At 59.6% G+C, this 25,546-nt stretch carries 21 protein-coding genes; 10 read left to right on the top strand and 11 right to left on the bottom strand.

The genetic code is table 11. The features are described 5' to 3' along the window. Positions 1-28: 28 nt before the first annotated feature. Entirely contained in the window at positions 29-1,369 is a 1,341-nt protein-coding gene (locus AACY02_RS07485; protein WP_027612869.1) for a DEAD/DEAH box helicase, read from the top strand. 117 nt (positions 1,370-1,486) lie between these two features. Here AACY02_RS07485 and AACY02_RS07490 read toward each other — a convergent pair whose 3' ends face one another. Both AACY02_RS07490 and AACY02_RS07495 read right to left on the bottom strand, forming a co-directional pair. Beyond that, positions 1,487-2,728 (bottom strand): TIGR03862 family flavoprotein, encoded by a 1,242-nt coding sequence (locus AACY02_RS07490; protein ID WP_339431390.1) that lies wholly within the window; start codon positions 2,726-2,728, stop codon positions 1,487-1,489. A gap of 281 nt (positions 2,729-3,009) precedes the next feature. Beyond that, a complete protein-coding gene (locus tag AACY02_RS07495; RefSeq protein WP_339431391.1) occupies positions 3,010-3,930 on the bottom strand; it encodes a histone deacetylase family protein in 921 nt (306 codons plus the stop codon). An 83-nt stretch (positions 3,931-4,013) separates the two neighbouring features. Between AACY02_RS07495 and AACY02_RS07500 the strand changes: the two genes are divergently transcribed. The 3 genes from AACY02_RS07500 (at position 4,014) to AACY02_RS07510 (ending at position 6,152) form a co-directional block, all read left to right on the top strand. Further along, positions 4,014-4,583: a GNAT family N-acetyltransferase gene (locus AACY02_RS07500; protein WP_339431392.1), complete on the top strand. Its 570-nt coding sequence runs from the start codon at positions 4,014-4,016 to the stop codon at positions 4,581-4,583. A gap of 109 nt (positions 4,584-4,692) precedes the next feature. Next, complete coding sequence (tesB, locus tag AACY02_RS07505) at positions 4,693-5,562, top strand: acyl-CoA thioesterase II (RefSeq protein ID WP_339431393.1); 870 nt, start codon at positions 4,693-4,695, stop codon at positions 5,560-5,562. Beyond that, positions 5,559-6,152: an HAD family hydrolase gene (locus tag AACY02_RS07510; RefSeq protein ID WP_339431394.1), complete on the top strand. Its 594-nt coding sequence runs from the start codon at positions 5,559-5,561 to the stop codon at positions 6,150-6,152. The genes tesB and AACY02_RS07510 overlap by 4 nt, the downstream gene beginning before the upstream one ends. Before the next feature lie 138 nt (positions 6,153-6,290). Here AACY02_RS07510 and AACY02_RS07515 read toward each other — a convergent pair whose 3' ends face one another. Together AACY02_RS07515 and ypfJ are read right to left on the bottom strand one after the other, a co-directional pair. Then, on the bottom strand, positions 6,291-7,244 hold the full coding sequence (locus tag AACY02_RS07515; protein WP_339431395.1) for an alpha/beta hydrolase: 954 nt from the start codon (positions 7,242-7,244) through the stop codon (positions 6,291-6,293). Further along, positions 7,245-8,132, bottom strand: a complete 888-nt coding sequence (ypfJ, locus tag AACY02_RS07520; RefSeq protein WP_339431396.1) for a KPN_02809 family neutral zinc metallopeptidase — start codon at positions 8,130-8,132, stop codon at positions 7,245-7,247. Positions 8,133-8,362: 230 nt separating this feature from the next. On the opposite strand from ypfJ, the gene AACY02_RS07525 reads away from it, so the two are divergent. Together AACY02_RS07525 and AACY02_RS07530 are read left to right on the top strand one after the other, a co-directional pair. Further along, entirely contained in the window at positions 8,363-9,139 is a 777-nt protein-coding gene (locus AACY02_RS07525) for an IclR family transcriptional regulator (protein WP_339431397.1), read from the top strand. A 146-nt stretch (positions 9,140-9,285) separates the two neighbouring features. Next, positions 9,286-10,164, top strand: a complete 879-nt coding sequence (locus tag AACY02_RS07530; RefSeq protein ID WP_339431398.1) for a DMT family transporter — start codon at positions 9,286-9,288, stop codon at positions 10,162-10,164. Positions 10,165-10,487: 323 nt separating this feature from the next. Here the strand turns inward: AACY02_RS07530 and AACY02_RS07535 are convergent, their stop codons facing one another. Beyond that, positions 10,488-14,366, bottom strand: coding sequence for a hypothetical protein (locus AACY02_RS07535; RefSeq protein WP_339431399.1), 3,879 nt, complete (start codon positions 14,364-14,366; stop codon positions 10,488-10,490). 217 nt (positions 14,367-14,583) lie between these two features. Beyond that, the gene (locus AACY02_RS07540; protein ID WP_339431400.1) at positions 14,584-15,921 is read right to left on the bottom strand and encodes an MFS transporter; all 1,338 of its coding nucleotides are present in this window, start codon (positions 15,919-15,921) and stop codon (positions 14,584-14,586) included. A 261-nt stretch (positions 15,922-16,182) separates the two neighbouring features. Between AACY02_RS07540 and quiC the strand changes: the two genes are divergently transcribed. Next, positions 16,183-18,084, top strand: a complete 1,902-nt coding sequence (gene quiC, locus AACY02_RS07545; protein ID WP_339431401.1) for a 3-dehydroshikimate dehydratase QuiC — start codon at positions 16,183-16,185, stop codon at positions 18,082-18,084. A gap of 102 nt (positions 18,085-18,186) precedes the next feature. Then, on the top strand, positions 18,187-18,855 hold the full coding sequence (locus tag AACY02_RS07550) for a TetR family transcriptional regulator (protein WP_339431402.1): 669 nt from the start codon (positions 18,187-18,189) through the stop codon (positions 18,853-18,855). 51 nt (positions 18,856-18,906) lie between these two features. Here AACY02_RS07550 and AACY02_RS07555 read toward each other — a convergent pair whose 3' ends face one another. The 4 genes from AACY02_RS07555 to AACY02_RS07570 all read right to left on the bottom strand — a co-directional run bounded on the left by AACY02_RS07555 (position 18,907) and on the right by AACY02_RS07570 (position 22,773). After that, on the bottom strand, positions 18,907-19,761 hold the full coding sequence (locus AACY02_RS07555; RefSeq protein ID WP_339431403.1) for a shikimate dehydrogenase: 855 nt from the start codon (positions 19,759-19,761) through the stop codon (positions 18,907-18,909). 5 nt (positions 19,762-19,766) lie between these two features. Continuing rightward, positions 19,767-20,207 (bottom strand): type II 3-dehydroquinate dehydratase, encoded by a 441-nt coding sequence (gene aroQ / locus AACY02_RS07560; protein ID WP_339431404.1) that lies wholly within the window; start codon positions 20,205-20,207, stop codon positions 19,767-19,769. A gap of 194 nt (positions 20,208-20,401) precedes the next feature. Next, the gene (gene trmA, locus AACY02_RS07565) at positions 20,402-21,481 is read right to left on the bottom strand and encodes a tRNA (uridine(54)-C5)-methyltransferase TrmA (protein ID WP_339431405.1); all 1,080 of its coding nucleotides are present in this window, start codon (positions 21,479-21,481) and stop codon (positions 20,402-20,404) included. After that, complete coding sequence (locus AACY02_RS07570) at positions 21,478-22,773, bottom strand: NCS2 family permease (protein WP_339431406.1); 1,296 nt, start codon at positions 22,771-22,773, stop codon at positions 21,478-21,480. The genes trmA and AACY02_RS07570 overlap by 4 nt, the downstream gene beginning before the upstream one ends. Before the next feature lie 221 nt (positions 22,774-22,994). Between AACY02_RS07570 and AACY02_RS07575 the strand changes: the two genes are divergently transcribed. After that, complete coding sequence (locus AACY02_RS07575; RefSeq protein ID WP_339431422.1) at positions 22,995-23,444, top strand: DUF4879 domain-containing protein; 450 nt, start codon at positions 22,995-22,997, stop codon at positions 23,442-23,444. A gap of 66 nt (positions 23,445-23,510) precedes the next feature. Next, positions 23,511-24,062 (top strand): DJ-1 family glyoxalase III, encoded by a 552-nt coding sequence (locus AACY02_RS07580; RefSeq protein WP_339431407.1) that lies wholly within the window; start codon positions 23,511-23,513, stop codon positions 24,060-24,062. 6 nt (positions 24,063-24,068) lie between these two features. Here AACY02_RS07580 and AACY02_RS07585 read toward each other — a convergent pair whose 3' ends face one another. Beyond that, positions 24,069-25,307: an MFS transporter gene (locus AACY02_RS07585; RefSeq protein WP_339431408.1), complete on the bottom strand. Its 1,239-nt coding sequence runs from the start codon at positions 25,305-25,307 to the stop codon at positions 24,069-24,071. Between the last annotated feature and the right edge of the window lie 239 nt (positions 25,308-25,546).

A 25,546-nucleotide genomic window follows, 5' to 3' on the forward strand; every position in this document is an offset into this window, starting at 1 on the left:
TCTTGCAATGATTTTTTTTGGTACTCCCATGACTTTCGCCACCCTTGGCCTGATCGAACCCTTGCTGCGCTCCCTCGAGAAGCTCGGCTACCAGACTCCAACGCCGGTCCAGGCGCAAGCCATTCCGGCCGTTCTGGCCGGTCGCGACCTGATGGCTGCGGCCCAGACCGGCACCGGCAAGACCGCCGGTTTCGCCTTGCCGTTGTTGCAGTTGTTGGCCATGGAAGGGCCGAAAGTGGCCGCCAATTCGGCGCGTGCGCTGATTCTGGTGCCGACCCGCGAGCTGGCCGAGCAGGTTCATGAGTCGGTGCGCCAATACGCTGAAAACCTGCCATTGCGCACGTATGCGGTTTACGGCGGCGTCAGCATCAACCCGCAGATGATGAAGCTGCGCGGCGGCGTTGATGTGCTGGTCGCCACGCCGGGTCGCCTGATCGACCTGTTCCGCCAGAACGCGTTGAAACTCGATCAGTTGCAAACCCTGGTGCTGGATGAAGCCGACCGCATGCTGGACCTGGGCTTCTCCGAAGAACTGGCGAACATTTACCGCATGCTGCCGAAGAAGCGCCAGACGCTGCTGTTCTCTGCGACCTTCTCCGATGACATCCGCCTGCTCGCCGGGCAGATGCTCAACGATCCGCTGAGCATCGAAGTCAGCCCGCGCAACGTCGCGGCCAACACTGTCAAGCAGTGGGTGGTGACGGTGGACAAGAAGCGCAAGCCGGAACTGTTCGTGCACCTGATGCGCAAGAACAAGTGGAAGCAGGTGCTGGTGTTCGCCAAGACCCGTAACGGTGTGGATGCGCTGGTGGAAAAACTCCAGGGCCTGGGCATCAACGCCGACGGCATCCATGGCGACAAACCGCAGGCGACCCGCCAGCGTGCGCTGGATCGTTTCAAGCTCAGTGAAGTGCAGATTCTGGTGGCGACCGACGTCGCCGCCCGTGGTCTGGATATCGAAGATTTGCCGCTGGTGGTCAACTTCGACCTGCCGATCGTCGCCGAGGATTACATTCACCGCATCGGTCGTACGGGCCGTGCGGGCGCGACGGGCGAGGCGATTTCGCTGGTGTGCGCGGATGAAGTGAACATGCTCTCGGCGATCGAGATGCTCACGCGTCAGACCTTGAAGCGTCAGAACGAGCCGGACTTCGAACCTGAGCACCGCGTGCCGGATACCGATGCCAGCGGTCAGGTGATCAAGAAGCCGAAGAAACCGAAAAAGCCGAAGACGTCCGGCGGCGGTGGCGGCAAACGCAATCTGGGCAAGTGGGTCGACAGTGGCGACACCCAGGCGCCGGAGCCGTCGATCAAGCCTGTGCGTAAAGTGCCGGTGTTCAATACCGGGCCGCGTAAGCGCAAGCCTTGATCTGATGTGGCGTCTGTAAGGACGCCTTCGCGAGCAAGCCCGCTCCCACATGGGTCTTCATTGAAATGGAGATCTCCTGTGGGAGCGGGCTTGCTCGCGAAGGGCGCGCCGCGGTCTTCAGCCCTGGCGCTGCAACCACTCCAACATCCCCAGTCCCGCCGCCCGCCCGCTGGCAAAACACCCGGTCAGCAGATAGCCGCCCGTCGGCGCTTCCCAATCCAGCATCTCGCCCGCACAGAACACCCCCGGCAACGCCTTGAGCATCAAACGCTGATCCAGCGCTTCGAACGTCACGCCACCGGCACTGCTGATCGCTTCATCCAGCGGCCGCGTTTTTACCAAAGTCAGCGGTAACGCCTTGATCGCCCGCGCCAACAGCGCCGGATCAGCAAACGTTGCTGCATCGCTCAGCTCTCGCAACAACGCCGCTTTCACCCCATCAATTCCGACCTGACTGTGCAGATGCTTGGCCATCGAACGCGAGCCGCGTGGTTTGCTCAACGCGGCCTGTAATTTATCCACAGGACGGCCGGGCAGCAGATCGATGTGCACCGTGGCTGAGCCGTGTGCATTGATCGCTTCGCGAATCGGTGCCGACAGTGCATAGATCAGGCTGCCTTCGACCCCGTTCGCGGTAATCACGCATTCGCCCAGGCGCGGGATATCGTCGTTCAAACCGATGGCGACATTTTTCAGCGGTGCGCCGGCGAATTTACTGACAAGGAACTCGCTCCAGGCCTGCACCTCGAAGCCGCAATTGCTCGGTTGTAACGGCGCCAGTCCTACGCCTTTTTGCTCAAGGGGCAGCATCCACGCGCCATCCGAACCCAGCCGCGACCAACTGCCGCCGCCGAGGGCGAGCAGGGTGGCGTCGGGTTTGACGATGATTTCGCCGTCGGGGCTGGCGATGCGCAGCGCATCGTGTTCATCCCAGCCGAGCCAGCGATGGCGGGTGTGGATAACCACGCCGCTGTCGCGCAGGCGTTTGAGCCAGGCGCGCAGCAGCGGCGCGGCTTTCATGTCGGTGGGGAATACCCGGCCGGAGCTGCCGATAAAGGTTTCGATGCCCAATTCATGAATCCAGCGGCACAACGCGTCGGCGTCGAAACCGCGCAGTAACGGCGCGATCTGCGGCGCGCGTTCGGCGTAGCGCGCGAGGAACGCCGGGTAAGGCTCGGAGTGGGTGATGTTCATGCCGCCGACCCCGGCCAGCAGGAACTTTCGACCGACCGAGGGCATGCCGTCATACAGATCGACGCGCACGCCGGCCTGGCTCAGCACTTCGGCGGCCATCAGGCCGGCGGGGCCACCGCCGATGATGGCGACGTGAGCGGGGAGGGGGGCGGAGGTCTGGGTCATGGCGTGCGCTGCGGTATGGCGGGATAAGGCGCGCATTCTAACAGCGCAGACCTTTGTAGGAGTGAGCCTGCTCGCGATGGCGGTTGATCAGGCGACATGAGTGCTGAATGTCGGTCCGCCATCGCGAGCAGGCTCACTCCTACAAGGAGATCGAGGTGAATTCAGTATGTGGTTAAAAAATAACCATCGCGCTGTACACCATGTTCGCTGTGGCCTGTAGTCCCTTTCGCTCAGGTTATCCACAGGCCGTTCCACAGCGATTGTGGGTAACGCAGCACAGCTTAGTGACAACCGTGTGACGTCCAGACCCGTTGCGCACTGTGATGCAGGATGCCGTGGCGGCGGGCGAGGGCGTGGCGATCCTTGCTGTAGCCGCCGCCGATCACGCCAACCACCGGGATGTCGCGGCCCAGGCAGTGACGCATTACGCTTTCATCGCGGGCGGCGACGCCGGCGTCTGTCAGCTGCAGATAACCGAGGGCGTCGTCCTTGTGCACATCGACCCCGGCGTCGTACAGCACCAGGTCCGGTTGATACAGCGGCAGCAGGTAGTTAAGGGTGTCATCCACCACCTGCAGATAGTCGGCATCGCCCATACCTTTGGGCAGCGGAATGTCCCAGTCGCTTTCGGCCTTGCGTGCCGGAAAGTTCTTTTCGCAGTGCAGGGAAACGGTGATCGCCTCCGGCGTGTCCTGGAGGATCCGCGCGGTGCCGTCGCCCTGATGCACGTCGCAATCGAAGATCAGCACTCGGTTCACTCGACCGCTTTGCAGCAGGTAATGGCTGATGATCGCCAAGTCATTGAAGATGCAGAACCCGGCCGGGTAGTCGTAGTGAGCGTGATGGGTCCCGCCGGCCAGGTGACAGGCCAGACCATGCTCCAAGGCTTTTTCCGCCGCCAGAATCGAGCCACCGACCGCGCGCACCGTACGCCGCGCGAGCGCTTCGTTCCATGGCAGGCCGAGGCGCCGCTGGTCTTCGCGGGACAACTCGCCGCTCATGTAACGTTCGATATAGCGACGGTCATGGGCCAGGGCGAGGATGTCGTTGGGACAGATCTCGGGACGCAGCAGGTCGGCGTCGCGGGTCAGGCCGCTGTCGACCAGGTGATCGCGCAGCAGACGGAATTTGTCCATGGGGAAGCGGTGATCCGCCGGAAACTCGGGGCTGTAGTCTTCGTGATAGATCAGCGGCAGTGGCATGGCGACTTCATGTAGGAAACGTAGGAAAGAGTGAGCGATCCTACCAGCGATGTAGACTTGCGGCATGGAAACGGAGGAGCACGATGGAGCCGATACTGGAACTGGAAAGCGCACGCCTGCTGATGCGTCAGTGGCAGGACGAAGATTTGCCGGCATTTGCGGCGATGTGTGCCGATCCTCAGGTGATGCGCTACTTTCCCGCTCGGTTGAGCCGTCTGGAAAGCGCCGCGCTGATCGGCCGTGTGCGCGGGCATTTTGCTGAGCATGGTTTCGGTTTGTGGGCGCTGGAGCGCAAGGACAGTGGCGAGTTCATCGGTTTCACCGGACTTTGCGTCGTCGGTTTCGATGCACCTTTTACGCCGGCAGTGGAAATCGGCTGGCGCCTGGCCAAGGAACATTGGGGCTTGGGTTATGCCAGTGAAGCGGCATGGACTGCTCTGCGTTGCGGGTTTGACCGGTTGGCCCTGAAGGAAATGGTGTCCTTCACCGCGAAATCCAATCTGCCTTCGGAGAAAGTCATGCAGGCGATCGGCATGCACCACGCGCCGGCGGATGATTTCGATCACCCGAAACTCGCCGTCGGTGATCCGTTACGCAAACATGTGCTGTACCGCATCACCCGGGAGCAGTGGCTGCAAACCTTGCATGGATAAGCCGACACGGACGTTTACAATGGCCGCCATATCATTGGCCCGCGCCAGAATCTGAATCGGCCGCCGCAGCCAAGACTGCGCGGCATAGCTTTGTGTGAGGAGAGTCTGAATGAGCCAAGTATTGGAAGATCTGGTCGACCTGCTGACCCTGGAACCGATCGAAGAAAACCTGTTCCGAGGCCGTAGCCAGGACCTTGGTTTTCGTCAGTTGTTCGGGGGGCAGGTACTCGGTCAGTCGTTGTCGGCGGCCAGTCAGACGGTTGAAGAAACCCGCCATGTGCATTCGATGCACGGCTATTTCCTGCGTCCGGGCGACGCCAAGTTGCCGGTGGTCTATTCGGTGGACCGCGTGCGCGATGGCGGCAGTTTCAGCACTCGCCGGGTGACGGCGATCCAGAAGGGCCATCCGATTTTCACTTGCAGTGCTTCGTTCCAGTACGACGAAGAGGGTTTCGAGCATCAGAGCCAGATGCCGGTCGTGGTCGGGCCGGAAAACCTGCCATCGGAACTGGAACTGACCCAGCAGCGCGCGCACCTGATTCCGGAGCACATGCGCGAAAAACTGCTGTGCCCGAAACCGATCGAGGTGCGCCCGGTCACCGAGAAAGACCCGTACAACCCGCAACCGGCCGATCCGGTGAAGTATGTGTGGTTTCGCGCCGACGGCGCCTTGGCCGATCTCCCGGCCTTGCATAAATACCTGCTGGCCTATGCCTCGGACTTCGGTCTGTTGACCACCTCGATGCTGCCCCACGGCAAATCGGTCTGGCAGAAAGACATGCAGGTCGCCAGCCTCGATCACGCGCTGTGGTTCCACAACGATCTGCGTGCCGATGACTGGTTGCTCTATGCGATGGACAGTCCGTGGGCCGGCAATTCCCGTGGTTTCTCCCGTGGCAGCGTCTACAACCGTGCCGGGCAACTGGTCGCCTCGGTGACTCAGGAAGGCCTGATTCGGCATCGCAAGGACTGGGCATGAGCCTCGTTGATGTGAAGCATTGGGTGTTCGACATGGACGGCACGCTCACCGTTGCCGTCCATGACTTCGCGGCGATTCGCGTGGCGTTGTCGATTCCGCCCGAGGACGACATTCTCACCCACCTTGGCGCGCTGCCAGCCGCTGAAGCAGCGGCGAAACATGCCTGGTTGCTGGAGCACGAACGTGATCTGGCGCGGGGTTCGACCCCGGCCACCGGCGCCGTGGCACTGGTGCGTGACCTGCACTCGCGCGGTTATCGCCTCGGCATTCTCACCCGTAATGCCCGCGAACTGGCGCATGTCACACTGGAGGCGATTGGCCTGGCTGACTGCTTTGCCGTGGAGGATGTGCTGGGCCGTGATGACGCGCCGCCCAAGCCGCATCCGGGTGGATTGCTGAAGTTGGCCGAGGCGTGGTCGGTGCCGGCCAGCGAGATGGTGATGGTCGGCGATTACCGCTTTGATCTGGATTGCGGTCGGGCGGCAGGGACGCGGACGGTGCTGGTGAACCTGCCGGATAACCCATGGCCGGAGCTGACGGACTGGCATGCGCAGGATTGTGTTGAGTTGCGGCGGATGGTGTTCGCCTGAGCCATTGAGTGTCTGGACGGACGCCTTCGCGAGCAAGCCCGCTCCCACAGGGGATTATCAGTGGATACAACGTTGAGTCCGAAGCCCGTCCTCTGTGAGAGCGGGCTTGCTCGCGAAGAGGCCGACATGGCCACCGCATTACTGATCAAACAGAGCTTTTTGTCCCTCAGGCGACGTCAACATCCCATCGCCGTTGTGCCCAACCCCGGGTACTTCAACCAGCCGCTGATTCACCCCTTCCGGATGGCGGCGTAGCAGGTAGCCAAAATACAGCTTCCCGCGCGTCAGGCGGTCAGCCCCTTGCGCCTCGGCCTCGCAGCCTTTGTCCAGCGCCGGATGCTGCGGGTCGATGTCCTGCTGTCCGAGCAGATAAATCACCTCGCGTTTGATGTAACGGCTTTCAAGCTGCAACGGCGTTTGCCCACCGGCGTATATCGGCATGTCTGACAGGCCGTACTTCCAGCGATTGAAGTTGGGGCATTGCGCGTGATCGAACGCGACCGGTCGCTGTTCGTTGAAATAGGCATACGAAGACGGATTGGCCACCACGTAGCGCAGGTGAATTGCGTTGGCCTTCAGCGCGGGTTGATCCTTGGCGAGCAAAGCGTATCGCTGCACCACCTGCCCCCCGCCGGAGTGACCGAAAATCACGATCTGTTTCACGTCCGGAAACTGCTTGCGATCAGTAATCCGGGCGACGATTTCGTCCAGTGCCGCATAGGAACTCAGCGGATTCGGGCCTGTGGATAACCGACCGCCCATCCACTCATTGCCTTTCCAGCGCAACACGGTGGCAGGCAAGGAGTACAGGGCTGTATCACTTTCATTGAGGAACTGCGGAGCGATGACCAGCGTGTGGGCGGTTTGCCCTGCCAGTTCAGTGGCGCTTTCGGCGCTTTTGCGATAGGTCTCGGCGTTGCGCAACCGGCCATGAATGATGATCAGCACTCGCTCGATCTTTTCCGGCGCCGGGCCGATGCCCACCGCCATTTCGCCGGCCTTGAGTTGCAGGCGCCCGGGGCTGATGGCGTCGACCCCGGCCGCTTGCGCGGTGCTGCCAATGATCAGTAAAGCCAAAAGCCACTTATGCATTTACAGGTTTTTCGCCGCGAAGGTATCGCACTGGCCGACTTGGCCTTGCGCGAATCCGGTTTTGAACCAGCGCACCCTTTGCGCCGACGTACCGTGGGTAAACGAGTCCGGCACCACACGGCCCTGACCTTGTTGCTGCAGGCGATCATCACCGATGGCGTTGGCGGCGTTCAAGGCTTCTTCGATGTCGCCCGGTTCCAGCCAGTTCAAACGCTTCTGCGCGTTATAGGCCCAGACACCGGCCAGGCAGTCGGCCTGCAACTCCTGACGAACCAGTAATCCACCAGCACCTTGCATCTGCCGGCCTTGCTGGCGGGCTGTCTGAATTTTCGCCGAGACGCCAAGAAGCGTCTGCACATGGTGTCCGACTTCGTGAGCGATCACGTAGGCCTGGGCAAAATCGCCGGCAGCCTTGAAGCGTTGCGCCATTTCCTGGAAAAACGCCATGTCCAGATAGACCTTCTGATCCGCCGGGCAATAAAACGGCCCGGTGGCTGAGGTGGCCAGACCACAGGCGGAATTGACCCGATTGCTGAACAGCACCAGGGTCGGATCCTTATATTGGCGGCCGGCCTGCTGGAAAATCGCGCCCCAGGTGTCTTCGGTATCGCCGAGGATTGAACGGACGAATTCGGCCTGTTCATCATTGGCCGGCGGCGCCTGGCGGGTTTGCGAGGTGGGTGCCGTTTGCTGGCCCGTCTGGCCGGTGAGTTGACCGAGGATCTGCAACGGATCCTGGCCAGTGATCCAGCCGATGCCAACGATCAACAAAATGGCCCCAAGGCTCAGGCCCTTGCCGCCACCGAAACGCATCCCGCCGCCACCGCCGGTATCATCACCACGGGCATCGACGACGTTGTCACTGCGTCGGCCTTTTTTCCATAGCATGCGGGAATCCTCTTTCTGATCGTGGTGATGAGTGTTGCTGGTGTGTGAGTGTGGCGCCAGTCCAGTCGTCCGTCTATTCGTACGCCCGCAGCGAAGCCGACGGGTAAGAACCTGTCGTGTTCGGCGAATTCCATTCAACACCGTTTTTTTGTGAACCGTTCAAGCTGTTCCAGATTTTGCTTTGTGTCGCGCGTATTCTAGAATCCACGACATTTCATTGGGATCTCACCATGGCCGGCAGTCAAATCGAACGGGTTTTCAGCGTGCTGGAAAACCTCACCAGTGACCCGCGTGGTTTAGCGCTGCAAACGCTCGCCGAGCAGATCGACATCCCGAAAAGTGCGACTCACCGTTTGCTCGCTGAACTGGTCCGCTTGGGGTACGTGCGGCAAAACCCGGAAACCTTGCGTTATCACTTGTCGACGAAACTGGTGGCGATGAGTTTTCGTTACCTGTCGAGCAGTGGCGCGGACATCGTGCAACCGGTGCTTGATCGTCTGGCTCAGGAAACCGGCGAACTGGTGCGCCTGGGCGTCATCGACGGCGAGCGGCAGACGTGGATTGCCAAAGCTCAGGGGGCGCGCACCGGCTTGCGCTACGACCCGGACATGGGCCGCGATGCTCCGCTGTTCTACACCGCTTCGGGCCATGCCTGGCTGGCGTGCATGACGGATGCCGAGGCGCTGTCGCGGGTTGAGCGGCAAGCGGCTGAGGTGCCGGTGGATATCGGGCCGAATGCACCGCGCTCCAATATCGAACTGCTTGAACGCCTGCGATTGGCGCGCGAGCAGGGCTATGCCTGCGTCGAGGAAAGTTCGGCCGTAGGGACGTCGGCGATTGCGGCGGTGGTGCGCCATCCCGCGGATGGGCGAGTGATCGGTGTGCTGAGCATCGCCGGGCCGAGTGCGCGGATGCCGGGCGCCAGGTTGCACGAACTGGCACCGTTGCTGTTGCGGTTTACCGAAGAGCTGTCTGCAGCGAGTCTGGCTTCGGAGCTGTTCGTCTAACCTGAAATTCTGTGGGCGTTGCCCGTTTATGAAAGTGTGCGTTGTTCGCACACTTTTACGGATGATGGTTGTCTGAAAGTGGAATCGGGTTCTAGATTATTGCTCGAGGCTCTTCTCTCAGTTTGTTCCTCTCTTAGAGATATTCAATGACCGTCAGCACCCCGCTATCCGGAGTCAACCAACCCTTCAAAGGGATCTTGCTGATTGTCGTGGCAACCTTCCTGTTCTCCAGTCACGACGCGCTGTCGAAATATCTCTCGGGTTTCTATCCGATCGTGATGGTGGTGTGGGCCCGGTATGTGGTGCACACCTTACTCATGGCAGGGATTTTTTTACCGCAGTCCGGACTGCGCGTCCTACGCACGAAAAAGCCTTTATGGCAGTTGGCTCGCGCACTTTGCCTGCTCGGCACCAGCCTGTTCTTCACCACGGCGCTGCTGTATATCCCGCTGGCAGAAGCCACGGCGGTGAACTTCCTGGCGCCGGTATTGGTGACGGCGTTGTCGGTGCCGCTATTGAAGGAGCGGGTCACCCGCGGCCAGTGGATTGCGGTCATTTGCGGCTTTATCGGCGTGCTGATCATCGTTCATCCGGGGGGTGAACTCTTCACGCCCGCCGTGTTGTTGCCGTTCTGTTCGGCGCTGTTTTTCTGCTTCTATCAATTGCTGACTCGCAAGCTCGCCGAGATAGACAGCCCGACCACCAGCAACTTTTTCGCCGGGCTGTGCAATACGCTGGTGATGAGTGCGCTGGTGCCGTTCTTCTGGCAGGTGCCGACGTTGACTCACGCCGCACTGATGCTGGCGTTGGGCAGTTGCGGGATGACGGCGCACTTGTTTCTGACGCAGGCATTCCGCCATGCCGCACCGGCACTGTTGGCACCGTTCGGTTATTGCCAGATCGTGTTTGCGGGGCTGCTGGGCTGGGTGGTCTTCAATCACACACCGAGTCTGTTGACCGTGATCGGTATTGCGGTGATCTGTTGCAGCGGTCTGGCGGCAGCGTGGCAACAAAGCCGTCGATAAGAACGTGTGGGAGCGGGTTGCTCGCGAAGGCGTCCGCAACCGCACCACATCACTCGCAGCTTGTCAGCGACCGAACCACAATAGAACTCGCCTCAAAGGCACACAAGCCGGCGGATTTTGGCGTAGCGGTAGGCAAGCGTGCAGGGGGAGCCTTGGTCCGTGATCGGAAGCGTTGGTTAACTAGCTTATTTAAGACAATCCCAATGCGCGCAGCTTCGGCAACCCCCTTCAGAAAGACTGCTTCGTTCCGGTGGTGCTGTCGGAGACTGCGAGACGCTAGAGAACCAGGATTCTGAACGCTTCCACGCTCTCTGCGGTCACCCTTATTGGCCTTGAACCTCTCTCATGCGCAAATTAGTCAAGAAATAGTCATTACCGGCACCGGTAGCCAAGTGGCTAACAAACACAAAATTCATGTTTTCCGATTGCGCAATAAAAGTACATGAATAAGGTGTCCACTGTGAGGCCGGTGGGGACATGAAGGCTATTAGCACTTCATAGTCTGATCTGAACGAAAGCTGTGCAAGCGGAGGCTGATTTCCATTGGATGCAAGACAGCTGAATTCGTATTTTTTGCCACGAATCAAGTTGGTGTAGGTTTTTTTTAATACGACACCTGCTGAGTTGTTTGTGTAAGTGCTATTGGTCAGAGATGAGAATCCGAGAAGGTTGGCATAGCTCCAGTCTCTCTGATCAACAATCACCGGGCCATTTACCCAGCCATTTCTCTGGAGGTTGGCAAAGTTTGTAAAATCATCAAGGAGCGGTATTGCCCGAATGGAATAAGTTCGAATCGGAAACTTTGTAGCATCTTCCAGTATGGACTCGCCTTTAAAGTTGACAATGTATGTCATTGTTAATGTGGTGCCATTCCCCAGCTCTTTGAGCCGATCCAAGGGAATGCTTTTTTCGAAGTCTGAGGCGGTTTCGTTTTCTTCCTCCTCGGGGTCATGAAATTTTACGATCAAGCCGTGTCTGTCTATTCCTTCATAAAGCAACCACCGTACTTCTCGTGGCGTATGGGGTGACATCGAAACGGTCGACTGATCAGTGCTCCGAAGTTGAGTAATGTCGAGTAGATTGCTTGTATTCCCGGCTATTACGGGCGTGGGCAATCGTGTATCGCCATCCTCGATTTTTTCGACACGTACCTTCATCGTTGGTGACCTTCCAGCCAGGCCTCCATCACGGTTTAAAATCCACCGGAACTCAACGACCGAGTCTTGGTGAGTCATCCAGAATGCTTGCGGCAGCGGCTCATTTACACGGTTGTTGTCATTAAACTTTTTTAATTTGAACGGCGGTGCTCCGACCACTGCATTTACATGATCAAGCCGCCCTCTGTCGTTATCCAGCGCTTGGAATTCCATCCGCATCGTCACGCCTTGCGGATACGCCAGTGGATGAATCGGGCTCGTTGCGTTCACCATAAAGGGCTCCCGCAGTTCTTCCGTCACCATTAGCGTTCTCGCTGCCGACACAAGGCTTGGTTGTTCCAGATCTCTGGCCGTAAAGCTGTGCTTCGCCTTGCTCAGATTTGAAACGGTCAGGCTCCAGAATCCGGTTGTTTCATCGGCGGTCTCCTTACCCGTGACAACCGTATCGTCGAGCACTTCAACTTCCCGCCCGGCTGCTGCAGCGCCGCTCAAGATGACGGCTGTTTCCATGGTGAAGCCATTATCGGGGATTTCGTTGCCGCTTGGAGAGCCTTTAACTGAAGTCAAAGTTGGCGCCCTGACGGTTTCCACGATCAGTGTGCGCACATTCGAATACACCGCAGAGTTGTGGTACAGCGATTTGACATACAACCGACGCGCACCCGCTTCAGCAGTGATCGTGCGTTCCCATAGCCCTGTGACTTCATCCGCTGTCGCAGTTCCCTTCGACACTGCGCTTGCACCGTTGCCATCAAAAATCTCGACATCCTGACCCTTGCTGGCGGTGCCTTTGAGTGTCAGAGACGTGCTGACCGTGGTTGTACCTTCCGGCACTTCCTTGTTCCTGTCGTCTAGTACATTGCTCAGTGTTGGCACGATGACGGCAGTGACGGTGAGGTTGTAAGCGGTGGAACCAGGTTCGTCAGCATACTTTCCGGTCGCGGTAAAACTGTGCTTCGCTACACTCAGATTCGGCACGGTGTATGTCCAGATTCCGGACTCCGGATCTGCCTTGACCTGATCCTTGACCTCGACGCCATCGCGTATCTCGACGTTTTTGCCCTTGGCGGCGATGCCGCTCAGCACCACGCTGGTTTCAACGGTCGTACCACCGTCGACAATTTCCTTGCCGCTTGGTGATCCCTTCACTGATTCGATGGTCGGCGGATCAAGTTCCACCGCCTCACCCACCACAAACTCCAACGCATCCGAATAACTCGTGGTGTTGGTCGCCGCCCGCAAAATCCGGTAGTTCACCGTCACCTTTTTCCCGCGGTTCGGCTCGATGTGCGTCGCCACAAACGTGGCATTCAGCGGGAATACCACATCCTTGTCCCTGGACAGCGCGTTGAGGATCTTGAAGTCTTCTTTCTCGCCAGTGACTTCACCGACCCAGGTGTAAGTCACGGTATCCCCGGATTCGGTCGGGGTGGCGATCGGGCGGGGGGCGGTGAGTTTGCTGATGCCGTCGAGCAGGTCTTTGGGTTCCAGGGCGCCGTCTTTTTCGCCGAGGACAGTCGGTGGCACCAGTTCCAGCCTGGGTTCGCCGACGTTCAGCAGCGAGGCATGTTGCGAAGGACGCGAGATGATCACCTCGTCCACGCTGCTGATCAGGCAGTACGAGAGGTCCAGCGTGCCGCCTTCCAAGGTTTTACCGTGCTCGCCGTCGGCGGTGATGATGAAGCCCGCGGGGTCATTGGCCTCCTCTTCAGTCGGAAAAAACCAGTCCAGATCCGGGTCGTAGGTGGTGCCATCGGGCCGGAGGCCGAACCATTTGAGTTCGATGGCGTTTTCGGCCGTAATCTGTGGATCGTTCAGAATGCGGATGCGGTAGCGCGAGGCATCGGGATCGAGTGCGCCCTGCGGCGCATCCAGGGCGATGGGCGCAGCGAGGCGTTTGGGTTCACCGATGATGTTGTAGGTACGGGATTTGGAGCGCTGGATGACTTGCTCATCGCGCTCCAGCTCGAACTCGTACACCGCCTGGCGTGTGCCCAGCGCGCGAAGGCTGGTGTTGCTGTGCAGTACGTCGACCTGCGTCGGCGGCATCTTGTCGATGGGCTGGCGCACCTTGATGTCGATCGGTTGATTGTCGGCGGTGGTGCCGGTCAGCGTCATGATGATGACGTCGTCCTTTTTGAATACATCTGATGCCGCCCAGACCTGCAGCACGGGTTTATCGTCACCCATCAGGTCCAGGTCCACCCTGAGGCCGTCGGCCTGCTTGAGGATCGGCGCCTCCAGCCGCGAATTCCCGGAGTCGACCACGATGCGCTGTGCCTTGCACCAGTCCTCGGACTGGTTGAGCACGCAGTCGCGAATCATGTAGCTGACGGACACGCCGTCAGTATCCGAGTCGCCGGCCGCAAGGAGAGTCTTCTCATCGATGAAGATCCTGATCGGGTTGGCGTCAGGGGCGTCTATTTGTGCCTGGGTGACCGGTTCAGACTTCACGGTCTGGCCGGCCCAACCCACCGAAATCACATCGCCCACGGCAACGTAGGGGTACGGCAGGCCGGTGCCGGACTTGGGCGCAACGATGACGTACACGCCATCCTTGATGCTGTCCTTGTCGACACCGTCGCGCACCACCTCTGGCGGGATAAATGCCATGGCCAGTTCGGAGTGGCCATAGTCCGGATCGATATCCTGACCGCCAGGCAACTCGAGTTTGACGAAGAGCTTGAAGATCGGCCCCGGCTCGGGTTTTGTCTGCCCGTGGCGCCTTACCGAATAGGACAACTCCCATGATCCGCTCTGCAACTGCTGCGCCGGAACAAACAGGGTGGTGCGTTGATTCAATTCAACCGGATCCGTGATGGTCTTGTGATCCACCATTTGCCCATCGAGTAATAGCTCGGCCTTGTCGCCCTGGCTTTTGTTGGACCAGACAGGGATCTGGACTTTCAGGCCCCAGTCGGGAAAGTTGAGTCGCGCAGCGGCAAGGTTGATGCCCCAGATGTCACCAGGCAAGCGTATGCCGCCGGGGATTTCCTGCTCGGGCAGGGCCAGAGTGCTGATGGGTTTGCGGGGTTGGACGAGCATGGTGAGCACTCCTGCCACTGAATAAGGCGATGGAGTGATTAGGGCGCAAAGGCAAGGATGGCGCACCTGTCAGATCTGACAGGTGCGCAAGGTGTTCCGACGAGCGGTCGTGGATGGCAGCGTCAAAAACACAAAATCGAAGCCTTCGGCAGTTTCTGCAGGGATTTAGGCTCAATCCATAAAAGAGGAAAGTTTCACCGTCAGGTAGGTAGCCGGGTTACTCGGTGACGTCAGGAATCTTGCGCGGTGCCATGAAGTACATCCAGATCAGCGCGATGAAGTACATCGCCGGAATCAGGGTGAACAACACGGTGTAGTTGTTGTGGGTGACGGTCAGGATATGGCCGACGATCTGGGTCATGAACATCCCGCCGATCGCCGCGCACATGCCGCCAAAACCGAAGACGGTGCTCATCATGTGCTTGGGGGTGTAGTCCATCACCAGGCTCCAGATATTCGCGGTCCAGGCCTGATGCGCGCCGATGGCCAGGGAAATCGCTGCCACCGCCACCCACAGACTGCTCGAACCGGCCGCCATGATCACGCCGATGATGCAGCAGGCGAACAGGAACATCGACAGCAGCCGCGCCTTTATCGGGTTCATGCCGCGACCGATCAGGAATGAAGACAGGATGCCGCCGCCGACACTGCCGAAGTCGGCAGTGAGGTAGATGATGATCAGCGGGATGCCCATCTGGGTCACGTTGATGCCCAGGTTGTATTGCTGATTGAGAAACGGCGGTAGCCAGTACAGGTAAAACCAGAACACCGGAGCGGTCAGCGAGTAGGCGAGGGCGAAGGCCCAGGTGCCGCGCATCCGCAGGATTTTCGAGAACGGCACGCGAGCCTGTTCCGGCTCGACTTCCTGCTGGATGTAATCGAGTTCCGATTGTTTGACGCTCGGATGATCTTCCGGGTTGAAGTATTTCAGACCCCAGAACAGCAGCCAGATCCCGCCCAGTGCCGACATGCACAGAAACGCCGCCTGCCAGCCCCATACATGGAGAACCAGCGGCAGAAGCATCGGCGTGAACATCGCGCCGACGTTGGTGCCCGCGTTGAAGATGCCTGTGGCGACTGCGCGTTCACCGGCCGGGAACCACAGGCGTGTGGTTTTCACGCAGGCCGGATAGTTGGCCGCTTCCGTCAGGCCGAGGATGAAACGGCAGACCATAAAGCCGACCGCCGAGGTTGCCAGACCGTGGGCGCCGGTGGCCAGGCTCCAGAGCAGCACCGCGCAAAAGAACACGCGCTTGACGCCGACCCGGTCGATCAAGCGACCTTGCAGAACGAAGCCGATCGCGTAACCGACCTGAAACCAGAAGTTGATGTTGGCGTAATCCATCGCCGTCCAGCTCATTTCCTTGGCGAGTATCGGCTGCATGACCCCGAGCGCGGCGCGGTCGATGTAGTTGAGGGTTGTGGCGAAAAATACCAGCGCCAGCATGCCCCAACGGGTCTTGCCGACGGCCATGGCGCCGCGGATCTTGTCGCCGATGCCACCCGTGGCAGTGCTCATGGCTGGCGCCATGCGGGAAGTCTGTGAAGGAATCATGTGTTCCACCCGTTTTTGGAGTTGTTATTTGGTGTTCTTTTTTCTTGAACGCTGCGACCGGTGCGTCGCGACCGGACTCAATGTGCTGTGGATGTTGGGCAGTGGACGAAAACTCGTCAATTCGTCAAACCGGCATTGTGTTCGATAATCGCACGCAAAACTAACTGGGTAGTACACTTTAAATTGCTGCGAGAAGTGATGCAGCCAATAATTTCCCCACGACAAAAAACGAACAACGCGGCGCAGTCCGGGAGTTGAAACATGCAGCGTTCCATTGCCACCGTTTCCTTGAGCGGCACCCTGCCGGAAAAACTCGAAGCCATCGCCGCCGCCGGTTTCGACGGGGTGGAGATTTTTGAAAACGATCTGTTGTACTACGACGGCAGCCCCCGCGACATTAAACAGATGTGCGCCGATCTCGGGATCGCCATCACCCTGTTCCAGCCGTTCCGCGATTTCGAAGGCTGCCGCCGTGACCGTCTGGCGCGCAACCTGGAGCGGGCCGAGCGCAAGTTCGATCTGATGCAGGAACTGGGCACCGATCTGGTGCTGGTCTGCAGCAACGCCTCGCCTGACAGCGTTGGCGATCAGCAGATTCTCGTCGATGACCTGCGCTTGCTGGCCGAACAGGCCGGTGCTCGTGGGCTGCGCATTGGTTATGAAGCGCTCGCGTGGGGGCGCCACGTCAATACCTGGCAACAGGTCTGGGACATCGTGCGTCAGGCCGATCACCCCAGCCTCGGCGTGTTGCTCGACAGCTTTCATACCTTGTCGTTGAAGGGCGATCCGCGCGCTATCGCTGACATTCCCGCAGACAAGATTTTCTTCGTGCAAATGGCCGACGCGCCGATTCTGTCGATGGATGTCCTGGAGTGGAGTCGGCATTTTCGCTGCTTCCCCGGCCAGGGTGAATTCGATCTGCCGGGGTTCCTCGCACCGATCATCCAGAGCGGCTACACCGGGCCGCTGTCGCTGGAAATCTTCAATGACGGTTTCCGCGCCGCACCGCCGCGGGCCAATGCCGCCGACGGTTTACGCTCGCTGCTGTACCTGGAAGAGAAAACCCGTCAGCGCCTTGAACAAGAAACAGCGCCCGTGGTCAATCGCGAAATCCTCTTCGAAACCCCCAAGGCCCGCGAGTACAACGGCATCGAGTTTCTCGAATTCGCCGTCGATGAAAGCCTCGGCGCCAAGCTTGCGCACTGGCTGGAGCGGCTGGGTTTCGTCAAGGCTGGTCAGCATCGCTCCAAGAGCGTCAGCCTGCTGCGTCAGGGTGATATCAACCTGATCCTCAACTGCGAACCCTATTCGTTTGCCCACAGTTTTTTTGAGGCTCACGGCCCATCGCTGTGCGCCACCGCTGTGCGAGTCAAGGACAGCACCCGTGCGCTGGCGCGTGCCGTGGCTTACAAGGGCCAGCCATATCGCGGGTTGGTTGGCCCGAACGAATTGGAGCTGGCGGCGGTGCGCGCACCGGACGGTAGCCTGATTTATCTGGTGGATGAAGAGGCGGATGTCTACGGCACCGACTTCAATCTGCTGCCAGGTGCATCGGCCCGTGGCGGTCTCAAACGCATCGATCACATGGCCATGGCGCTGCCGGCTGACAGCCTCGACAGTTGGGTGCTGTTTTACAAAAGCTTGCTGGATTTCGAGGCTGACGATGAAGTCGTGCTGCCCGACCCTTACGGTCTGGTGAAGAGCCGTGCGTTGCGCAGTCGCGACAGTTCCATCCGCTTGCCGCTGAACATTTCCGAGAATCGCAACACCGCGATCTCCCATGCGTTGTCGAGTTATCGCGGCTCTGGCGTGCATCACATCGCCTTCGATTGTGACGACATCTTCGCCGAAGTCAGTCGTGCCAAAGCATCCGGTGTACCGCTGCTGGATATTCCCCTGAACTACTACGACGATCTTGCCGCACGCTTTGATTTCGACGACCAATTCCTCAGCGAACTGGCGTATTACAACGTCCTCTATGACCGCGACCCGCAGGGTGGTGAGTTGTTTCACGTCTATACAGAGCCGTTTGAAGGGCGATTTTTCTTCGAGATCATCCAGCGTAAAAACGGTTATGCCGGTTACGGCGCGGCGAACGTCGCGGTGCGTCTGGCGGCGATGGCCAAATCTCGCAGTGGCGCTGTGCGCCAGGTGAAGTTGTAGGAAATTCGTAAACGCGGGATTAAACACATGCCGCGCGGCTTCCTTCACTGTGCCGCGCGGCCCATAATCGCCAGCCTGTGCAGTGATGGCCGTGAGCCCGCAATGACAATGACTTCAGAACTCCCCGCCGCTCCCGTTGCGGAGCCGCGCAAGAGTCGCAAGAACAATCCGGAAAAAACCCGCGAGAACATCCTGCAAGAGGCGATCGTCGAGTTCGTCCAGCAAGGACTGTCCGGTGCTCGCGTCGACGCGATCGCCGAGCGCATCCACACCTCCAAACGCATGATCTATTACTACTTCGGCAGTAAGGAGCAGTTGTACGTCGAGGTCCTGGAAAAACTCTACGGCGATATCCGCAACACGGAAAACCGTCTGCATCTGGACGAGTTGTCGCCGATTGTGGCGATTCGGCGTCTGGTGGAGTTCACGTTCGATCACCACGATCACAATGTCGATTTCGTGCGCATTGTCAGTATCGAGAACATCCACAACGCCGAATACGTGAAGCGTTCCGATGCGATCAAGGCAATGAACAACACCATCCTCGATTCACTGGGCGAGATCCTGCGTCGGGGTGTTGAACAAGGTGTGTTCCGTACCGGGCTCAATGCGCTGGACGTGCACCTGCTGATCAGTTCGTTCTGCTTCTATCGCGTGTCGAACCGACATACGTTCGGTGAGATTTTTCAGATCGATCTGCCGGACGAAAGCATCAAGCAGCGTCATCGCGAGATGATCTGTGAGTCGGTGTTGCGTTACTTGCAGGCCTGACGCATTCCCCTTGTGGGAGCGAGCAAGCCCGCTCCCACAGGAGGATCGAGTTCAACCCTTCATGCTTTGAAAATGCGCCAGCATCCGCTGCGCATCCGGCACTACACCGCTGAACAGCTCAAACGCCTTCACGGCCTGAAACACCGCCATGTTGCCGCCATCCAGCGTGCGGCAACCCAAGGCGCGGGCGTTGCGCAGCAGTTCGGTTTCCAGCGGGAAATACACAATTTCCGCTACCCACAATTCCTTGCGCAGCAACTCCACCGGTACGGGCATGCCCGGCAGTTTGGCCATGCCCATCGGCGTGGTATTCACCAGGCCGTCCGCCAGACTCAGTGAACTGGGCAGATCATGTCCGGCCATGGCGCGAGCGAAACCGAAATGCTGATTGAGATTGTTGGCCAGACTTTCGGCGCGCTCGCCGTCGACATCAAAAATGCTCAGTTGCGGTACGCCTTCGCTCAGCAACGCGTGGGCCACTGCCGCGCCTGCGCCACCGGCGCCCATCTGGACGACACGTTCACGGGGCGCATCCTTCAGGCCTCGGCGAAAACCCTCCGCGAAACCCAGGCAATCGGTGTTGTGACCGACGCGTTTGCCGTCCTTCAACACCACGGTATTCACCGCGCCGATGCCACGGGCCTCTGGAGACAATTCGTCGAGCAGCGGGATGATCGCCTGCTTGCACGGGAACGTGATGTTCAAACCGGTGTAATTCATGCGCTCGGCGGCCAACAGCAGGTCGGATAGGGCGGTGCAGTCCACATGCAGTTGATCAAGATCGATGAGTCGATAGAGATAACGCATGCCCTGCGCATCGCCTTCGTGTTCATGCAAGGCCGGGGTGCGAGAGGCCTGAATGCCGGCGCCGATCAGCCCGGCGAGTATCGCGTTGTGGCGGGACATCGGATTCACCCCTTCAATCGCTGGCTGAAATGTTCCAGGGCCAGGCGATAGCCATGGCTGCCGAAACCACACATTACTGCCGTGGCGATGGCCGAGACGAACGAATGATGACGAAACGGTTCGCGCGCATGGACATTGGACAGATGCACTTCGATGACCGGCAATTGGCTGGCAACCAGCGCATCGCGAATCGCCACCGAGGTGTGCGTCCACGCCGCCGGGTTGATCACGATCCCGGCGCAACGGCCACGGGCCGCGTGAATCCAGTCGAGCAGTTCGCCTTCGTGATTGGTCTGGCGAAACTCCACGGCCAGACCGAACTCCTCGGCGGCACGTCCACACAACGCAGCAATATCAGCCAGGGTTTCGTGGCCGTAAGTCGCCGGTTCACGGGTGCCGAGCAAGTTCAGGTTCGGGCCGTTAAGCACCAGAACGATAGGAGGCATGAGGGGAAACTCCACTTATTGTTTTTGGCTTTGGCTGAGGGGGGGGCAGCCAGTGGAGATAAAATGTACTAGATGGTTACTTGGGTCAATTGCACAGCTTTGCCGTGGGTTTTTTTTGTTCGGTGATCGCACGGTCAACACTTATCCACAAAAAAGCCGTCATCACGACGGCTTTCTCGTATCCGGTATCGGCATCAACGGCGGGTCAGCAACACACCCGATTCCATGTGATGCGTCCACGGGAACTGGTCGAACAACGCGCAGCGCGTGATGCGGTGCGTGTCGTGCAACTGGGCGATGTTGGCCGCCAGGGTCTGCGGGTTGCAGGAGATGTACAGGATGTTGTCGAAGCGCCGGGTCAACTCGCAGGTGTCCGGGTCCATGCCCGCGCGTGGCGGGTCGACGAATACGCTACCGAACTCGTAGCTCTTCAGGTCGATGCCCTGCAAGCGACGAAACGGACGCACTTCGTTGAGCGCTTCGGTCAGCTCTTCGGCGGACAGACGCACCAGGGTGACGTTATCCACAGCGTTTTCGCTGAGGTTACTCAGTGCGGCGTTGACAGACGTCTTGCTGATTTCGGTGGCCAGCACTTTGCGCACGCGGGTGGCGAGCGGCAGGGTGAAGTTGCCATTGCCGCAATACAGCTCCAGCAGGTCGTCAGTGCGATCGCCCAGTGCTTCGTAAGCCCAGTTCAACATCTTCTGGTTCACGGTGCCGTTAGGCTGGGTGAACGCGCCCTCCGGCTGGCGGTAGCTGAAAGTGCGGCCGCCGACTTCGAGTTTTTCTACCACGTAGTCGTGGCCGATCACTTCGCGTTTGCCCTTGGAGCGACCGATGATGCTGACCCCCAGGTCTGCCGACAGCTTGGTGGCCGCCGCCTGCCAGTGCTCGTCCAGCGGACGGTGATAGCACAGGGTGATCATTGCGTCGCCGGCCAGCGTGGTCAGGAACTCCACTTGAAAAAGCTTGTGACTGAGCGCCGAACTCGCCTGCCACGCGGCCTTGAGCTGCGGCATCAACTGATTGATGCGCAGGCTGGCAATCGGGAACGCTTCGATCAGAATCGGCGTGCGTTTGTCGTCCTGGGAGAACATCGCGTAGTGACGCTCGCCGGCCTCGCGCCACAGGCGGAATTCGGCGCGCAGACGGAAGTTCTGCAGCGGTGAGTCGAACACTGTCGGCTCGGGGGCATCAAACGGTGCCAGCAGGTCACGCAGGCGCGTCACCTTGTCTTCGAGCTGAGCGGCGTAGGCTTGGGAATCGAAAGTCATGCGTTGAACCAACCCAACTTGATCACGAACAGAATCGACAAAATCACCAGCGCCGGGTTCAGTTCACGGGCGCGACCGGACAACAACTTGATCGCGGTCCAGGCGATGAAACCGAACGCGATACCGTTGGCGATCGAGTAAGTGAACGGCATGGCCAGCGCGGTCACCACGACCGGGGCGGCAACGGTGATGTCTTCCCAGTCTATTTCCGCCAGACCGGAAGTCATCAGCACGGCGACGAACAGCAGCGCGGGTGCGGTGGCGAATGCCGGAATGCTGGACGCCAATGGCGAGAAGAACAGCGCCAGCAGGAACAGGATCGCGACGACGACGGCAGTCAGACCGGTGCGGCCGCCCGCACTCACGCCAGCCGCGGATTCGATGTAGCTGGTGGTGGTCGAGGTGCCCAGCAGCGAACCGGCCATGGCGGCGGTGCTGTCAGCGATCAGCGCACGACCCATTTTCGGCATGTGGCCGTCCTTGCCCATCAGGCCGGCGCGCTTGGCAACGCCGATCAGGGTGCCGGAGTTGTCGAACAGGTCGACGAACAGGAAAGCAAAAATCACGCTGACCAGACCGATGTCCAGTGCGCCTTTGATGTCCAGTTGCAGGAAGGTCGGGGCCAGCGAAGGTGGCATCGAAATCACACCGCCGAACGGGGTGAAGCCCAGGGCGATCGAGACAACGGTGACCGCCAGAATGCCGATCAGCACCGCGCCGCGTACTTTGAGTGCTTCGAGGGCGACGATCAGGGCGAAACCGAGGGTGGCGAGAATTGGCGCCGGGGCTTTCAGGTCACCGAGGCCGACCATGGTCGCCGGGTTGCTGACCACGATGCCGGCGTTGTGCAGGGCGATCAGCGCCAGGAACAGGCCGATACCGGCGGCAATCGCCGAGCGCAGCGGCAGCGGGATGCTGTTGATGATCCATTCACGGATGCGGAAGATCGACAGCAGGAAGAACAGCACGGCCGAAATGAACACCGCGCCCAGTGCCACTTGCCAGGTATGGCCCATGTGCAGCACGACGGTGTAAGTGAAGAAGGCGTTCAGACCCATGCCCGGAGCGAGGGCAATCGGATAGTTGGCGATCAGGCCCATGACCGTCGAACCGATCGCGGCGGCCAGACAGGTGGCGACGAACACCGCGCCCTTGTCCATGCCGGTCTCGCCGAGGATGCTCGGATTGACGAACAGAATGTAGGCCATGGCCAGGAACGTCGTGATACCCGCAAGAATCTCGGTTCGCACGTTGGTGTTGTGTGCCTTGAGTTGAAACAGCCTTTCCAGCATGTCTGCTCCCCGTGGCGCGCATGGCGCCGTGAATGTATCGACCTCAACAGCAAAGCACAGACCGTCGCAAGCGCCTGGAAAATTGTGATGGGCCGGAAAAAGCCGCGCATCATACCAGCAGCGTGGGCAATATGGCGGTTGTTGGTGTCGATCGTCGGCGAAGTTTTGCCGTGAGAGCAACTGCGCCATACTGCGCGCTGATTTTTGGGGACGGGGAACGCATGAGCATGGGCTGGGTAAAGGCTTTCGGAGTAATTGCAGGGCTGATGGTCGGGACATCGGCTGTGTGGGCGGCATCGGCACCGCCCTTGAGTGAAGTGAAAGTCATCAAGGTGCAATCGCCTGCCTGCGGTCTGGAGGACATCGCTGATGGCCAGACGCAAACTCAATGCAATCACAGCGGACCGAGCATCAAGGTCTACGTGCTGGAAGTCGGGTATGGTCAGAGTCAGCCGCATGCCACGTTGGACGGCTTCGAAGTGGACGGCACCCGGGCTCCGGTATGTGCCTTTGGTAACGGCAATCTGACCGAGTGCACGCCCGGCAGCAATACCGTCGGCTCCCTCTATACCTTTGATCTGAAAGGTAAGCAGGAGGGCACCTTCCTCTTCAGTAACACCTCGATCAATGCCCCACGCAACACGATGTCGACGCAGCTTTACATCAAGTAATGGCAGCCGCTGCGCGATCTGGAGGAAGCTGACTACGCTTTGAAGATCACCCAGCGGAAATCGCCCATGACCTTTAGAGCCCTGATTACCCTCGCCGAGGGGATCGATGACCTGCAAAGCGTGACCCTGATCGACGTGCTGCGCCGCGCCGGCATCGAAGTGATGGCAGCCAGCATCGAAGGACGGCGCATGCTGACCTGCGCGCGCGGTACCCGCCTGACGGCTGACGGCATGCTGGTCGATGTGCTGGCGCAGACTTTCGATCTGATTGTCCTGCCGGGCGGCGACGTCGGTTCACAACACCTTTCGGCACATCAGCCGCTGCAGCAACTGCTCAAGGATCAGGCCAGCGCCGGGCGCCTGTTCGCCGCTATCGCCGAAGGCCCGGCAGTCGCCTTGCAAGCCTTCGGCGTTTTGCGTCAGCGACGCATGACCTGCCTGCCGGGCGTCAGTCATCAATTGTCGGGCTGCACGTTTGTGGATCAACCCGTGGTAGTTGATGGCAACTGCATCACCGCCCAGGGTTCTGGTGCTGCGCTGGAGTTTGCGCTGGTGCTGGTCGAACAACTTGGCGGCAAGGCTCTGCGGGGGAAAGTGGAGGGGGCGTTGCAGGTTTGACGAGCGCTAAACCTTCGCCTCTTCCACCAACTCCGTCATCCGGTCCCGTTTGGCCAGGGTCGGGAACAGTTTGATCCATGTTCCGGTCACCACCAGTGTGCCGATCCCGCCCATCACCACCGCCGGCACAGTACCGAACCAGTGCGCGGTGATGCCGGATTCGAACTCGCCCAACTGGTTCGAGGCGCCGATGAACAGCCCGTTGACCGCACTGACCCGGCCGCGCATTTCGTCCGGTGTTTCCAGTTGCACGAAGGACGCGCGGATCACCATGCTGATCATGTCCGCCGCGCCGAGCACCACCAACACCGCCAGCGAGAACCAGAACGAGGTCGACAGGCCGAAGGCAATGGTCGCGACGCCGAAGACCCCGACGGCGGTGAACATCACCCGGCCGACGTTGCGCTCTACGGCAAACCGCGCCAGGAACAGTGACATCAACAAGGCGCCCACGGCGGGCGCCGAACGCAGCAAACCCAGGCCCCACGGACCGGTCAGCAAGATGTCCTTGGCAAATACCGGCAGCAGCGCCGTGGCGCCACCGAGCAACACTGCAAACAGGTCAAGCGATATCGCTCCGAGGATGTCGGGACGGCTGCGAATGAAACGAATCCCCGCGAGCAGCGAATCAAGCGTGGCTTTGCCTTTGTTCAAGGGCGTTTGTCGTGCAGGCAGGTTGAGCATCAGCGAGCAGGCAATGACATAGAGAATCACCGTCGGGCCATACACCCAGACGCTGCCGAACGCATAGAGCAAGCCGCCAAGGGCCGGGGCGACGATGGTTGCGGATTGTTGCGCCGATTGCGCCGCCGCCACTGCACGCGGGAACAGCGCACCGGGCACGATGCTCGGCAGCAGTGCCTGGGTGGTTGGCATCTCGAACGAGCGTGCGGCACCGAGCAGAAAAGCGAGGATAAAGATCATTTCCCGGGTGACGTGATCGGTGGCGCTGCCAATTGCCAGCGCCAGCGCAATCAACGCTTGCAGCGACTGACAGATCGCTGCGACCTTGCGCCGGTCATAGCGGTCGGCGACGTGTCCGGTGTGCAACATGAACAACACACGCGGGGCGAACTCGACCAGGCCAACCAGACCCAGATCAAGCACGTTGCCGGTCAATTGATAGAGGTTCCAGCCAATGGCCACGGTGAGCATCTGAAAACCGCTGGCGGTAAAGATCCGGGCCAGCCAGAACGCAAGAAAAGGGCGGTGGTGACGTAACAGCAGGGGCTCTTGGCTGGGCATCTGAAGGCAGGTCTGGCTGGTGGGGAATCGCGAGATTATCACCAGTCTGTAACAGGAAGTTGCCAAGGTAGAAAATTTAGTTAGCCAGACATCGACTTTCTTTCAGGGCACAGATCAACGCATCGCTGGGGCGCCAAGGTGATGAGGCAACTTGTCACGCGGCAAACAACCACGCCGTTCATCACTCAAAATGGGACTACTCTTTCAACGTTGCATGATCCAGATCAAAACCCTGAGCG

The sequence above is a fragment of the Pseudomonas sp. EA_65y_Pfl2_P78 genome, from assembly GCF_963970495.1.
Lineage (GTDB): Bacteria > Pseudomonadota > Gammaproteobacteria > Pseudomonadales > Pseudomonadaceae > Aquipseudomonas > Aquipseudomonas baetica_A.